Here is an 11,779-nt window from a genome sequence, read left to right as displayed (position 1 = left end):
GGGCAACCGCTTGGAAGCCATACCCGGTGTCTCTGGGTCTCTGGACCTTACGACGGCCCGTCCAACCCACGAACAAGGTAGGACCGCTTGGGCAGGACCACGAAACCCTTCTGGTTGTCGCTGCGCTTGACGACCTGCAGGACCAGCACGAGTACGGCCAGGCAGTGCTCGACGAGGCTGCCGGTGTAGCCACCGTCGGCCCAGACCAGGGTCAGCCGGTGATGCGCCCCGGCCACCTGCCTTAGCAGGACCCGGGCGGCGGCGCGGTCGCCGACATCCGCGGCGGTGACCATCACGCCCAGCAGCAGGCCGAGCGTGTCGGCCACGATGTGCCTTTTCCGGCCGTTGATCAGTTTGCCGCCGTCGAAGCCGCGGCTGTCGGATCCGACCACGGCGTCGGCCTTGACCGACTGGGAGTCGATCACCCCAGCCGTCGGCCGTGATGGCTTGGGTGACCCCGTCCACCGCGTTCACCACCGTGTAGAGGACGAGCGGGGTGAACGCCGACGCCAGCACCGTCACCCACAAGGGATGCTGCCCCCGCTCTGTCCTGCACCCCACCCTGGCGCATCTCCGGATGCGTACGCTGGGGGCATGACGACGCGCGATGACCTGTACCGCCTGGTCGGCCAGCTCCGACCGGAGACGCTGGACGACGCGGCGGCGGCGCTGCGCCAGTACACGCCCGAGGACTCCGGCGAGCCGCCGTATCCGGCCTCGGTCGGCATGCTGACCGAGGCGCCGGCGGACCTGTCCACGCACGTTGACGACTACCTCGCCGAGGGCTTCGGCCAGTGACACAATCCAGCGGGTGATCGTCGTAGACACGGGCCCTCTGGTCGCTCTCGTCAGTCCGCGCGACGCGGCGCACGCCGCGTGCAGGGGCTGGTTCGACGCACTTCCGACCCGCAGGGACTTGGTGGTGCCCGCCACCGTGGTGGCGGAAGCCTGTTACCTCATCGAGCGGTTCGGGGGTCCCCCCGCCGAGGGGGCGTTCCTCGACGACTTGGCGGTCGGCGCGTACGGCACGGTCACGGGGCTGATGCCGGAGGACCTGCAGCGCATGGGTGACCTGGTCCGCCAGTACGCCAGCTTGCCGATGGGCGGCACGGACGCGTCGGTCGTGGCAGTTGCCGAACGCGTCAAGACACTGCGCGTCGCCACGCTCGACAGGCGGCACTTCACCGTCGTCCGCTCACGGCGGGGGGTCGTTCACGCTCTATCCTGCGTGACGACTGTTACCGGACCTGACCTGCGGTGGTTCTAGTTTTGGGCCTTGTTTTGAGGCGTCCGGGTCGGCGTCAGGTCCGGGGCCGGCGGGGCTGTCGCTGACCCGGCCGAGCGGTTCGGCGCCCGGGGACCGGCGCCCACGCCGCACGCCCCGGGCGACGCGGCCGGGCGGCCGAGGCGGCGGCGTGAGCGCCGCCGCCCTGATCTATAACGGCAGAGTATAATGGACCATCTGTCATGACCGGACACTAAGCGATCGCGACTCGGGGTTGGCCCATAGGCCGGGTACTAAATTCGGGGTCGTTTTGATGGGAACACTGCACGTGTTCACTATAACCCTCGCCGCCAATAAGCAGGAAAGCGCACGTGGAGGGACAAATGACAGCATCATGGCCGCGCTGGCGCATAGCAGGCGAGTACTTCGAGAACTGCAACTGCACGGTGGTATGCCCCTGCCTCCTCTCGCCGAACCCGCCTTTTACCTCAAGGCCGACAGAAGGAGATTGCAAGGGCGCCTTTGCCTTCCACGTCAATAGCGGCAGTCATGGCGACGTAACGCTCGACGGACTTAATGTTGCGATGATTTCCTATACGCCCGGACCCATGGGCGAAGGAAACTGGTCTGTCGTATATTACTTCGATGAGCGAGCAAATGATCGGCAGCATCAGGCCCTCGCGGCAATCTTCACCGGCACCGCTGGCGGCCCAATGGGGGCGTGGGCGCCCATGATATCTACCGTGCTCGGCACGAAAATCGTACCAATCATTTTTAACGTCGAAGGCAAGCGCCGCTCCGTCGAGATACCTAACATCATGCACGTCGCCGTCCAGCCCCTTCCCAGCCTGGACCCCGACAATGAGATATGGACACTCAATGCCCATCCCTTTGCTCCCAAGGTGGCACTCGCGGTTGGCGACCAGAACATTAGCTGGACAGATTACGGCATGAGCTGGGATAACTCGGGCAAGCATGGGTACTACGCGCCAATCAACTGGTCAAGCGCCTGAAAGCAGCGCGGAGTTCATTGCAAGAGGAGTATGCGCGTGGCGCGGCATTCCGCTCATCCTGGATGGCTCGTCCGCTACCTGATCCTGGGCGGACTTCTCATCCTGTCGATCCTTGCCTGGGCATTGCTCATCTGGCAGTCAAGCGTGATGCGCAATCGGGCAATGCCCTCGGCGATGGGCATGAGCCTGACGATGGGCATGGGCGCGTTCTTGTTCATTGCCATCTGGATCCTCATGATGGTCGCCATGATGTTCCCCACGGCAGCGCCAATGATCCTCATGTTCACCAAAATCTACGCCAGGAAGCGGCAGCAAGGGAGTCCCTTTGTCCCCACCTGGGTCTTCGTCAGCGCCTATCTATTCGTTTGGTCAGTTTTCGGGGCAGCGGCATATCCGGTCGCCGCCGGGATCGACAAGCTAGCAGAGCAATCCGCGTGGCCTACGGAAAACGTCGCCCGCTTCGGCGGGGCGATCCTCCTGGTGACCGGCCTCTATCAGCTCTCACGCCTGAAGGACATCTGCTTGTCGAAGTGCCGGACGCCTTGGCAGTTCATCCTCGGCTCCTGGCGTGATGGGTATATGGGGGCTTTCCGCATGGGGGTGGCGCATGGCGCGTACTGCCTCGGGTGCTGCTGGCTCCTGTTCGTGATCCTATTTCCCCTTGGCGTCATGAATCTTGCGGTGATGGCGCTGGTGACGGTACTGATTTTCGCTGAGAAAGCGCTGCCTATTGGCCGGCAGATAAGCAGGGTCGCCGGCATGGGGCTGATAATCTACGGGGGACTGATCATGCTCCTGCCCGCTATTCTTCCAATGGGAATGTGAGAACAGGACAGGCAGCTAAACCCGCATCCGGGGCCGGGCGTTCCTGGAGCGTCAGGCCGCCACGAGCAGGTCATCGATCGCGTGGACGAACGCTGCCAGGTCAATCGGCGCACGAGCGGTAACGATCTTGCCGTCGGTGATCGCTGGCTCGTCGATGAAGGTCGCGCCGACATTTTCCAGGTCCGGCTTGATGCTCCACCATCCGGTAACGCGCTTGCCGCGAGTAACTCCGGCATCCGAAAGGACCCACGGGCCGTGGCAGATCGCGGCGACGATCTTACCCTCCGCAGCTGCCTCCTGAACGAAGCCGATCGCCTTGGCGTCGCCGCGCAGCGTATCGGGATTCCAGACGCCGCCCGGAACTATCACGACATCATAGCCCTTGGCGGAGGCGTCCTCCAGACGCCGGTCGAACCTTAATCCAGCCGCCGATAGCTATGAAAGTAATCGTGAGGATGTGCGTTTCGCGCACGGCGGGAATCTGGAGCCCGTGGAAGTACGGGTAGCTGGGCTTCCTGGGCGCGATCAAGTCAACCTGGGCACCACGCGACCGGAAATAATGCAAGACAGTGTTCAGCTCGATTTCCTCAATGCCGTCGGTTGCGACGACGGCGACCCTGCGGCCTGCAGCTCCGACACCCGGGCACCCGGCGGCACCGCCAGCAGCGAGTCCAACACCGCCCGCTGACCGGTGCTCAGCAGCCCGTACAGGGTGTCCCACAACCGCTGGTTCGCCGCCTCCCGCACCGAGGCGACCAGCCGAGCCAGCGTCGTCACCCCAGGCAGCAGCACCCGCCGCTCCCGCAACCACCCCACCGACGCGTCGAACAGCGCCTTCGGCCCCTCCCCAGTCGTCCAGGCCCGCGCGTCCACCCACACCCGCACTCTGTCCCTCCCCTCGTAGCGTGAAGACCGTGACTGCAGGGGAAGTTGGGAGTCATGGCGGAGAAGCGACGGAAGTTTGATCCGGAGTTCCGTGAGGGGGCGGTACGGATCGTGACGGAGACCGGCAAGCCGGTCGCCGAGGTTGCGAGGGACCTGGGGATCAACGAGACCACGCTGGCCAGCTGGGTCTCCCGGGCCCGCCGGGCCGGGCCGGCGCCGGCCCGGCGCCGGGGATGAGCTGGAGCGGCTGCGGCGGGAGAACGCCCAGCTCAAGCGGGACAACAAGGAACTGTCAATGGAGCGTGATGTCCTCAAACGCTGCATGGTCCTGTGGGTGAAGTAGCCGTGGCGGACCCGGCCGAAGTAGTCGGGGTGATCAGCGACTCCAGGACCTTGCACGGCATTTCGCACCGCGTCTCGTGTCGCGCCCTGGGCGTGAGCGAGTCGTGGTTCTACAAGCACCGCACCCGCAAGCCCACGACGCGGCAGACGCGCCACGTGCGGCTGGTGGAGGCGGTCCGGGAGGAATTCGCCGACTCCGGCGGCACCTACGGCTCGCCGAAGATCTGGGTCACGCTGGTCCGCAAGGGCTGGCGGGTCTCGGTGAACACCATCGCGAAGATTATGGCCGAGCTCGGGCTGGCGGGCCGGAAGACCCGCAGGCGACTGGGGCTGACCCGCCCCGGCAAGCGGCCGGCCAGCCCGGACTTCGTCCGCCGCGACTTCAGTGCCGAGGCGCCAGATCTGGTCTGGTGCGGCGACATGACCGAGATCGGCACCGGCGAAGGGAAGCCGTATCTGGCCACGGTCATCGACCTGTTCTCCCGCCGCCTGCTCGGTTATGCAATGGGCGCCCGGCACGACGCCGACCTGGTCGTCGCCGCCCTCAACATGGCGGCCGCCACTCGTGGTGGTGACGTTCGTGGCGTGATCTTTCACAGCGACCGCGGCAGCGAGTACGGCTCACGGAAGTTCCGCCGGGCCTGCCGCACCCTGGGCATCACCGCGTCCACGGGCCGCGTCGGTTCGTGCTTCGACAACGCCGTCAGCGAAGCGTTCAACAGCGTCCAGAAAGTCGAGTACATCCACCGGCGCACCTTCACCGAAGCCCGTCTCCGGATCGCCACCTGGATCACCGACTTTTACAACGCCCGTCGGCTACACAGCGTGTGTGACTGGACGAGCCCGATCGACTACGAACACAAATACTGGGCCGACCTCACCGAGGAGCTGGCTGCATAGAAAGGTCTCCACGAAACCGGGGGATTGACAGAGCGTTACACACCGCGCGCGGCACGATCTGTTATTACTCGTGCGGCCACCTTGCCGGCCACCACTCCTACGACTGACGCCGCGATCGAGGCGACAGTGAAATGCGGGACAGGGACAGTTTTCCTTTGCGGATCCTTGCCCATCCAATCCGCAGCGCGACAAGGCAGTATGCGGCTGCAGACAGGACCGCGGCTGCCAACGCTGCGAGAGCAAACGACGTCAGTAGTGAGACATGCATGGAACGTCCAAGTTTCGTCGTCGAAGTCGGCAGGACCACGCTCCGGGGCGCCGGACGGCCCCCCGGAACGGTAAATGGGTTGTATCTGCCGTCCATCGCGAGGCGTTCGGCGTGCATACCGCGTTCCACGATCTGTCCGTCCTCGACGACGAGGATCAGGTCGGCGGGCCCACACGGTGGAGAGGCGGTGGGCGATGACCACGGTGTTGCGGTCCTCCAGGGCTTCGACGAGGGCCTCTTGGACCGCGGCTTCGGAGGTGCTGTCCAGGTGGGCGGTGGCCTCGTCGGGAATGACGACACTGAGCCCTTTCAGAGTGGCCACCGATCGGGTGAGGGGCTGAGGGTGCGAAACGAACAGGACCCCGGTGCTGTTGAGGGAGGTGTTCGATGTCTCAACTCGCCAGCACTGGAGCCCTGTTGGTTCCTCATCCTGCCGTACTCGACCTGCCACATGCACTCGTCGAGTGGCTCACGATGCTCATCGTCACCCGCGAGAGTGACCGCCGCTGCAAGCTCCGCCCGTCCCAGCGCGCGCTGGTCGCTCTGGTCTACCTGCGCAAGCACGAGTCCCTGGTACAGATCGCCGTGGCCTTCGGGATCTCGGTCGGCACGGCCCACGCCTACACCTCGGCCGCCGTCAGCCTGCTCGCCGAGCGAGCACCGGGCCTGCTGAAGGCCCTTCGCGAGGCGGACCCGGACTACGTGCTGGTCGACGGAACGCTCGCCGAGTGCGACCGGGTCGGCGACAGTCGTGCCGACTACTCGGCCAAGCACCGCCGGCACGGAGTGAACTTCCAGCTGGTGAGCGACCAGGACGGACGACTGCTGTGGATCTCCCCGGCTCTGCCCGGACGCACCCACGACCTGACGGCCGCCCGGACCCACCGGATCATCCGGATCTGCGAGCGCCAGGGCGTCCCGATCCTCGCCGACTGCGCCTACATCGGGGCTGGCTCCTGGGTCACCACCCCACAACGGCGCCCTCCCGGAGGCGAGCTGACACCGACCCAGCAGACCGTCAACCGAGCACTGTCGCGGACCAGGGCAGCCGTCGAGCGTGGCCCGGCCCGACTCAAGACCTGGAAGATCTTCCGCAAGGCGCGATGCAGCCCGAATCGAATGACGTCAATCGCCAAGGCCGTCCTCACCCTGGAGCGTCAACGCTGAAAGGGCTCACTCTGTCCGCCAGGAGCACTCGGGCAATGGTGGACTTGCCGGCTCCTGATGAGCCCACGAGCGCCACCGTACGGCCTGCCTCGGCGCGGGACGAGATTGCGTGGAGGGGACCTCACCGCCCGCGCGGGTGTCGAGGCTCGCGACTTCTCGAGTGAGGTCAGCGACACTTTGTCGGCGGACGGGTAGGCGAAGCGGACGTTGTCGAACCCGACGGCGCCGGGCCTGTCCGCACCTCGTGGGCGTCCTGTTTGTCAGCCATGAGGTGCTTCAGGTCGAGGATTTAAGACCCGCTCGAAGGTGCCCAGGGCGCTCATGACGTCGACGCCGGCGCCCGCCAAAGCTGTTAGAGGGGCGAGCGCGGGGCTTTGGCATGTGGCCGGGTCCGCGCGTTGCACAGCGGAACCCAAGATCGGCCAGCAATATGCCAGAAATATGAACAACCTTTTGGTGTAACCAACACGCTTTAATCTCAGCCCTCATCCGGGGCCATCGTCATCGCGGGCCTCGAAGAAACATCGGGGGACCGGAGTCAGATGAATGGAGTTCCATGAGCCGGCTCACCCGGATCCGTCACCGCGGCCTGATCACCGCCGCGGCCGTCGCGACCATCGCCGCGACGTTCACCGCCCCGGTCCAGGCGGCGGATAAGCAGGCGTCGTTCACGCTCACGGAAGACACCATCAGCGGCATCCATGCCGCGATCGGGTCGCACCAGCTGACGTGTGTACAGCTCGTTCAGGCGTACCTGAAGCGTATCGCGGCCTATGACAAGGCCGGCCCCAAGATCAACAGCTACATCAGCGTGTCCGGCCAGGCACTGAAGCGGGCGGCGTCGCTCGACAAGTCCTACGCCAAGCACGGCTTCACCGGCTCGCTGCACTGCGTCCCGGTGATCCTCAAGGACAACATCGACACCGCCGACATGCCGACGACCGGCGGGTCGAAGACGCTGGCCGGCACCTACCCGAAGAACAACTCCTCCGTCGCCCAGCGCCTGCTGGACGCCGGGGCGGTCATCCTGGGCAAGGGCAACATGGATGAGTGGGCGCACGGCGGCTCCGCGGGCGGCGGGTACAGCTCCGTGGGCGGCCAGACGCTCGACCCGTACGACCTCACTCGTGGCCCCGGCGGCTCCAGCGCCGGCCCCGGTGCCGCGGTCGGCGCCAACCTGGCCGCCACCGGTATCGGCACCGACACCCTCGGCTCGCTACGCGGTCCGGCCGCCAACAACGACCTGGTCGCCATCAAGCCGACCATGGGGCTGGTAAGCGGCGCCGGCATCATCCCGTTCAGCCTGACCTTCGACGTCGCCGGTCCGCTCACCCGGACCGTCGCCGACGGCGCGGCCATGCTCAGCGCGCTGACCGGAGTCGACTCGAAGGACCCGCGGACCGACGCCAGCGCGGGCCACTACAGCACCAACTACACGAAGTACCTGAACGCGAACAAGCTGTCCGGTGCCCGCATCGGGTTCGTGGACAACTTCAACGGCGGCAACAACGAGATCGACGCGGCGACCCAGCGCGCCCTGGACTCGATGCGGGCCCACGGGGCGACCATCGTCCCGGTGCACCTGCCCGACTCACTGCTGTCCTCGGCCAACTCGGTCTACGCGACTATCTCCGACCTGGAGTTCAAGTACCAGCTCGCCGACTACCTGGCGACCAGGCCGAAGAGCGTCCCGGTCAAGACCCTGGCCGATGTCATCGCGCAGAGCAGCCAGCCCGGCTTCCCCATCTCGCCTGCTGTGCTGACCCGGCTGTACCAGGCCCAGGCCCGGGGTCCGCTCACCGACCCCACGTACCAGCAGACGCTCACCACCGGTCCTGCCTCGTTCCGCAAGGGCATCGACACTCTGCTGAACGCGAACCGGCTGAACGGGCTGGTCTTCCCCAACGCGACCTGCCCGGCGAGCGCCTACCCCGGCAGCACCGCGACGAACACCTGCCAGTCGGTGCCTAGCAGCACCGCGCTGGCGAGCCTGTCCGGCTACCCCTCGGTCACGGTACCCAACGGCTTCACCGCGAACGGGCTGCCGATCAGCCTGGCCTTCCTCGGTACGGCGTTCAGCGAGCCCGAGCTGATCGGGTTGTCGTACTCTTTCGAGCAGGCCACGCACCTGCGCAAGGCGCCGGCCACGACTCCGGTGCTGCCCACCGACCCCGGCGCGGCCACGAGTGGCAGTCACCACTGAGTAACCCAGTCGGGCCCGTTGCCGACGCTCCTTCGAGCGTCGGCAACGGGCCCACTGCTGTTGGTTCGCATGCCCCGTCCGTTCGACGGTCGTGTGAGGTCGGGCCGGGGCGCCCTGCCGACGTTGCCGTCGGTGGGTTTCCCCGGCCCGCCTCCCGAACCGGACGTGCCCGATCTCCAGGCATCCGGCTCTCCACAAGCCCTCTCAGACGGCCACTGCCGTCGTGGTCCCACTGGGCCAAGGCGACGGGATCTTGTTACCGCGGTAGAGGTAGCGGTGGGTCCGCACCTTCGCGCACTTGAACAAGGTCACCTCGTCGTCGGCGGGCCACCATCGGCCCGCGCCATAACGGCGGCGCAGACTCTTCCAGCTGGACCGGCGGTGCTTGCGCCGCAGCCACCCGAAGACCTGGCGCCAGGTGAAGGAAGTCATGCTGCGGTGCGTCGCCCCGGGCGGGAGTACAGAAACTGGTTCGGCCGAACCACTTCGTGGACACGCTCGACCGATCCGAACGCGAGTGCAGGAAGTGTTTCGATCGAAACACCTTCCCGGCCCTGTCCTCGTGTAGCAGGGCATTCCGGCTCCGTCGGCCGCCGGCACGATCGCCCACACCGGGGCCCGGGGCGCCCCCCTCGGGCTGACGGTCCACGGACGTAAAGCTCCTACGCTCACCGGCTGAGCACGCCGACGAAGCCACCGCCAGACCATCAAAGTTGAGAATCAACCTTGGGCACTGACTCCAGTGTTGCCCGACCAGCAGAGCGAACATAGCTACGGACGGCCTAGGCCACCCTCAACTGACCTGCGCAAACGACGACTTGCGGCGCAAACTGTCAATCCTTCATCGTCATCACATCGGGCCGCTGGCCCACCGCGCTGCAGGGCTCCTCGGCCCGGTTGAGCCTGACCGGGCATCGGGCCGGGGGCCCTGGAGGCGGACCGAATCCCACCGATGAAGGAGATCCGTCATGAGCGACGGTAGCAAGACGGAGGACCCCGGCAACACACCCGACGAGCCGGAGAGCCGCACGGCCCGGCTTCGTCGGCGGATCCGAGAGTGGCAGATCCGCCAGCACGTCGTCCGCGGCATGGCCTACGGCGTCGGCAGCGGCGCGGTCAGCCTGATCGTGCTGTGGATGCAGACCCGGTACTAATCCACGGCATGGCGCTGGGCGGGCTGTCTTTGCATCCCCGCCCAGCGAGGCCTGGCCACCCGCGGACACCACCATCATCCCTGGCAGTCACGCAGCGCTGTCTGTTCGCCGTAGCTATAGGGGTCCAGTAGTGGTAGGAGTCTGTGATCAGGTGACCTGTAATCGAGGGCTTACGCTGCTTCCGATTACTGTGAGTATCTGTCAGGGCGGCCTTGGTTAGCCCTTTGTGTTGCGGTGTCGGGATCGATGTCTCGGTGCCGTAGCCGCGCGCGGACCCTCTCCCGGTGAGCGAGCCGATGCCGGGGAAGCTGCTGATGATCTCGTTGTCCGGGTGCTGGGCGAATGCCTCGGAAGCTGCGGCAGCGAGGTCGTCTGCGGCCTGGCAGGCTGCGTCCAGTTGATGTACGAGGGCAGTGGTCTGACGTCCCATCGCCTGCTCCACCAGGGGAAGTTGGTGGAGGTAGTCGCTGGTGAACACGGTCCGCAGGCGGTCGGTCCAGGTATCGATGTTGCGCTGCCGCCCGGACTTGCGCAGCAGTGAACGCAGCTGGGTGCGGGTCAGTCGCGCGGCCGTCGCCGGGTCCGGCGCCGCGGCGAGCACGGCCCGCGCCTCTCGGGAGTCCAGGCCGATAGCCCGGACCTGGAAGGCCGCCAGTGCAGCCGGGAAGTACTGCTTGAGGTGAGAGCGGAGCTGGTTGTTCAGCTGGGCCTGGTTCCAGACCGCATCCTGCTGGGCCCGGGCGGGGACCGAGATGGCCTGGGCCAGTTCAGAGTCGGCCGGCAACGGCCGGTGGACGGCGGCGTCCGTGCGCAGGATGTTGGCCAGCGCCACCGCGTCGGCATGGTCAGACTTCGCCCGGTCTCCCGGGCCCGCATCAACATGCACCGCAAAATGCTCCACCTGGCCGCGGCCACCGGCCGCTACCCCGTCGCGGTGCTGTCGGACTGCGCCGTGTACGCCGCAGACGGCCCCAGCCCACTGAATGTCCTGCCCTACGACGCCGACGGCAAGACCCTACCGGGCAGCTTCCGCCTGGGGGTGTCGCCCGGGATGGTCAAGCACGAGGGCACCCAGAGCGTGCTGTGGGGCGCGGACGTACTCGAACAGCTGAGCGCCGACGGCAAGACCGCCAACCTCGCCCGCTACATCAAGACCGGCGAAGTCACCGCCAAGGACACCGGAGAATAAGGAGAGTCACGGCGATGGTCACCGTCGCAGAACAACTCGACAAAGCGGTACAGGGCGCGTTCACGCGCCCCCTCCCCAAATCCGCCGGAGCACAGATGCGCTACCTGGTCCGACGACACCAGCACAGCACCCGGCGCGTCGCCGAACTGCTCGGCATCAGCCAGCGCACCGTCGAACGCTACGTGACCAACCAGATCAAAACCCCCCGGCCCCAGCTCGCCCAGCGCCTCGAACGCGAAGTCCGCACACGCTGGCAGCCACAGATCCGCGCCAAAGCCCGGCAGACCGCGGCCACCACCCAAGGCATCATGATCGACACCCGCGCCCGGTTCGGCTACACCGCCGCCCCCGGCAGCACCGACGACGCCCGCCTGCGCCACCTCACCCTCGCCCTGCCCCCACAGCACGCCGCACGCCTCTTCCAAGCCCAGGAAACCGGCGCCACCGAAGACCAACTCCGCCACATCGCCGCCGAAGCCCTCGGCGAGGTCTACTTCCGCGACAACGGCCGCCGCGCCCACGGCCTCGAAGTCCAACTCACCGACCTCGAACACCTCCAGTTCGAGCTGTAGCCGGACAGGCCCCCGGACAGGACAGGAAGCAGGAAA

General features: G+C 66.5%; 13 protein-coding genes and 5 pseudogenes. 11 read left to right on the top strand and 7 right to left on the bottom strand.

The genetic code is table 11. The features are described from left to right. Positions 1-47: 47 nt before the first annotated feature. The gene (locus ABZ396_RS38625; RefSeq protein WP_358927076.1) at positions 48-425 is read right to left on the bottom strand and encodes a transposase; all 378 of its coding nucleotides are present in this window, start codon (positions 423-425) and stop codon (positions 48-50) included. A 169-nt stretch (positions 426-594) separates the two neighbouring features. Between ABZ396_RS38625 and ABZ396_RS38620 the strand changes: the two genes are divergently transcribed. The 4 genes from ABZ396_RS38620 to ABZ396_RS38605 all read left to right on the top strand — a co-directional run bounded on the left by ABZ396_RS38620 (position 595) and on the right by ABZ396_RS38605 (position 3,063). After that, positions 595-798, top strand: coding sequence for a hypothetical protein (locus ABZ396_RS38620; protein ID WP_358927077.1), 204 nt, complete (start codon positions 595-597; stop codon positions 796-798). Positions 799-811: 13 nt separating this feature from the next. Then, a complete protein-coding gene (locus tag ABZ396_RS38615; RefSeq protein WP_358927078.1) occupies positions 812-1,267 on the top strand; it encodes a PIN domain-containing protein in 456 nt (151 codons plus the stop codon). Positions 1,268-1,608: 341 nt separating this feature from the next. After that, positions 1,609-2,238: a DUF1326 domain-containing protein gene (locus ABZ396_RS38610; RefSeq protein ID WP_358923782.1), complete on the top strand. Its 630-nt coding sequence runs from the start codon at positions 1,609-1,611 to the stop codon at positions 2,236-2,238. Between the two features lie 36 nt (positions 2,239-2,274). Then, on the top strand, positions 2,275-3,063 hold the full coding sequence (locus ABZ396_RS38605; protein ID WP_358923780.1) for a DUF2182 domain-containing protein: 789 nt from the start codon (positions 2,275-2,277) through the stop codon (positions 3,061-3,063). A gap of 51 nt (positions 3,064-3,114) precedes the next feature. Here ABZ396_RS38605 and ABZ396_RS38600 read toward each other — a convergent pair. Together ABZ396_RS38600 and ABZ396_RS38595 are read right to left on the bottom strand one after the other, a co-directional pair. Further along, a pseudogene (locus tag ABZ396_RS38600) lies at positions 3,115-3,471 on the bottom strand (DJ-1/PfpI family protein); the annotation flags it as partial. A gap of 165 nt (positions 3,472-3,636) precedes the next feature. Next, positions 3,637-3,948, bottom strand: a complete 312-nt coding sequence (locus ABZ396_RS38595; protein ID WP_358923778.1) for a DUF4158 domain-containing protein — start codon at positions 3,946-3,948, stop codon at positions 3,637-3,639. 54 nt (positions 3,949-4,002) lie between these two features. Between ABZ396_RS38595 and ABZ396_RS38590 the strand changes: the two genes are divergently transcribed. Both ABZ396_RS38590 and ABZ396_RS38585 read left to right on the top strand, forming a co-directional pair. Continuing rightward, the gene (locus ABZ396_RS38590; RefSeq protein WP_358923776.1) at positions 4,003-4,185 is read left to right on the top strand and encodes a transposase; all 183 of its coding nucleotides are present in this window, start codon (positions 4,003-4,005) and stop codon (positions 4,183-4,185) included. Positions 4,186-4,278: 93 nt separating this feature from the next. Beyond that, positions 4,279-5,190: an IS3 family transposase gene (locus tag ABZ396_RS38585; protein WP_358923774.1), complete on the top strand. Its 912-nt coding sequence runs from the start codon at positions 4,279-4,281 to the stop codon at positions 5,188-5,190. Between the two features lie 349 nt (positions 5,191-5,539). Here ABZ396_RS38585 and ABZ396_RS38580 read toward each other — a convergent pair. After that, positions 5,540-5,756: pseudogene (locus ABZ396_RS38580) on the bottom strand (ABC transporter ATP-binding protein); the annotation flags it as partial. A 119-nt stretch (positions 5,757-5,875) separates the two neighbouring features. Here ABZ396_RS38580 and ABZ396_RS38575 point away from each other — a divergent pair. Next, complete coding sequence (locus tag ABZ396_RS38575; RefSeq protein ID WP_358923789.1) at positions 5,876-6,625, top strand: transposase family protein; 750 nt, start codon at positions 5,876-5,878, stop codon at positions 6,623-6,625. Positions 6,626-6,647: 22 nt separating this feature from the next. On the opposite strand, the pseudogene ABZ396_RS38570 reads toward ABZ396_RS38575, so the two are convergent. Next, positions 6,648-6,987, bottom strand: a pseudogene (locus tag ABZ396_RS38570) (ATP-binding cassette domain-containing protein); the annotation flags it as partial. A 194-nt stretch (positions 6,988-7,181) separates the two neighbouring features. Here ABZ396_RS38570 and ABZ396_RS38565 point away from each other — a divergent pair. Beyond that, the gene (locus tag ABZ396_RS38565; protein WP_358923772.1) at positions 7,182-8,828 is read left to right on the top strand and encodes an amidase family protein; all 1,647 of its coding nucleotides are present in this window, start codon (positions 7,182-7,184) and stop codon (positions 8,826-8,828) included. A gap of 204 nt (positions 8,829-9,032) precedes the next feature. Here ABZ396_RS38565 and ABZ396_RS38560 read toward each other — a convergent pair whose 3' ends face one another. Further along, positions 9,033-9,260, bottom strand: a complete 228-nt coding sequence (locus tag ABZ396_RS38560) for a hypothetical protein (protein WP_358923770.1) — start codon at positions 9,258-9,260, stop codon at positions 9,033-9,035. A gap of 536 nt (positions 9,261-9,796) precedes the next feature. Here ABZ396_RS38560 and ABZ396_RS38555 point away from each other — a divergent pair. After that, entirely contained in the window at positions 9,797-9,982 is a 186-nt protein-coding gene (locus ABZ396_RS38555; protein WP_358923769.1) for a hypothetical protein, read from the top strand. Between the two features lie 280 nt (positions 9,983-10,262). Here the strand turns inward: ABZ396_RS38555 and ABZ396_RS38550 are convergent. Further along, a pseudogene (locus tag ABZ396_RS38550) lies at positions 10,263-10,841 on the bottom strand (transposase); the annotation flags it as partial. Between ABZ396_RS38550 and ABZ396_RS38545 the strand changes: the two are divergent. Next, positions 10,842-11,171 (top strand): annotated as a pseudogene (locus ABZ396_RS38545) (transcriptional regulator); the annotation flags it as partial. A 14-nt stretch (positions 11,172-11,185) separates the two neighbouring features. Then, entirely contained in the window at positions 11,186-11,743 is a 558-nt protein-coding gene (locus ABZ396_RS38540) for an XRE family transcriptional regulator (RefSeq protein ID WP_358923767.1), read from the top strand. Positions 11,744-11,779: the final 36 nt, after the last annotated feature.

This window comes from Streptomyces sp. NPDC005866 (assembly GCF_040629895.1).
In the GTDB taxonomy this organism is placed as follows: domain Bacteria; phylum Actinomycetota; class Actinomycetes; order Streptomycetales; family Streptomycetaceae; genus Streptomyces.
This window is presented reverse-complemented; position numbering and strand designations above follow the sequence as displayed.

What these genes read in the sequence shown, in the direction of transcription:
- ABZ396_RS38565 (WP_358923772.1), top strand. Translation starts at nt 7,182, where the DNA reads ATGAGCCGGCTCACCCGGATCCGTCACCGCGGCCTGATCACCGCCGCG.
- ABZ396_RS38555 (WP_358923769.1), top strand. Translation starts at nt 9,797, where the DNA reads ATGAGCGACGGTAGCAAGACGGAGGACCCCGGCAACACACCCGACGAG.
- ABZ396_RS38560 (WP_358923770.1), bottom strand. Translation starts at nt 9,260, where the DNA reads ATGACTTCCTTCACCTGGCGCCAGGTCTTCGGGTGGCTGCGGCGCAAG.
- ABZ396_RS38540 (WP_358923767.1), top strand. Translation starts at nt 11,186, where the DNA reads ATGGTCACCGTCGCAGAACAACTCGACAAAGCGGTACAGGGCGCGTTC.
- ABZ396_RS38590 (WP_358923776.1), top strand. Translation starts at nt 4,003, where the DNA reads ATGGCGGAGAAGCGACGGAAGTTTGATCCGGAGTTCCGTGAGGGGGCG.
- ABZ396_RS38610 (WP_358923782.1), top strand. Translation starts at nt 1,609, where the DNA reads ATGACAGCATCATGGCCGCGCTGGCGCATAGCAGGCGAGTACTTCGAG.
- ABZ396_RS38620 (WP_358927077.1), top strand. Translation starts at nt 595, where the DNA reads ATGACGACGCGCGATGACCTGTACCGCCTGGTCGGCCAGCTCCGACCG.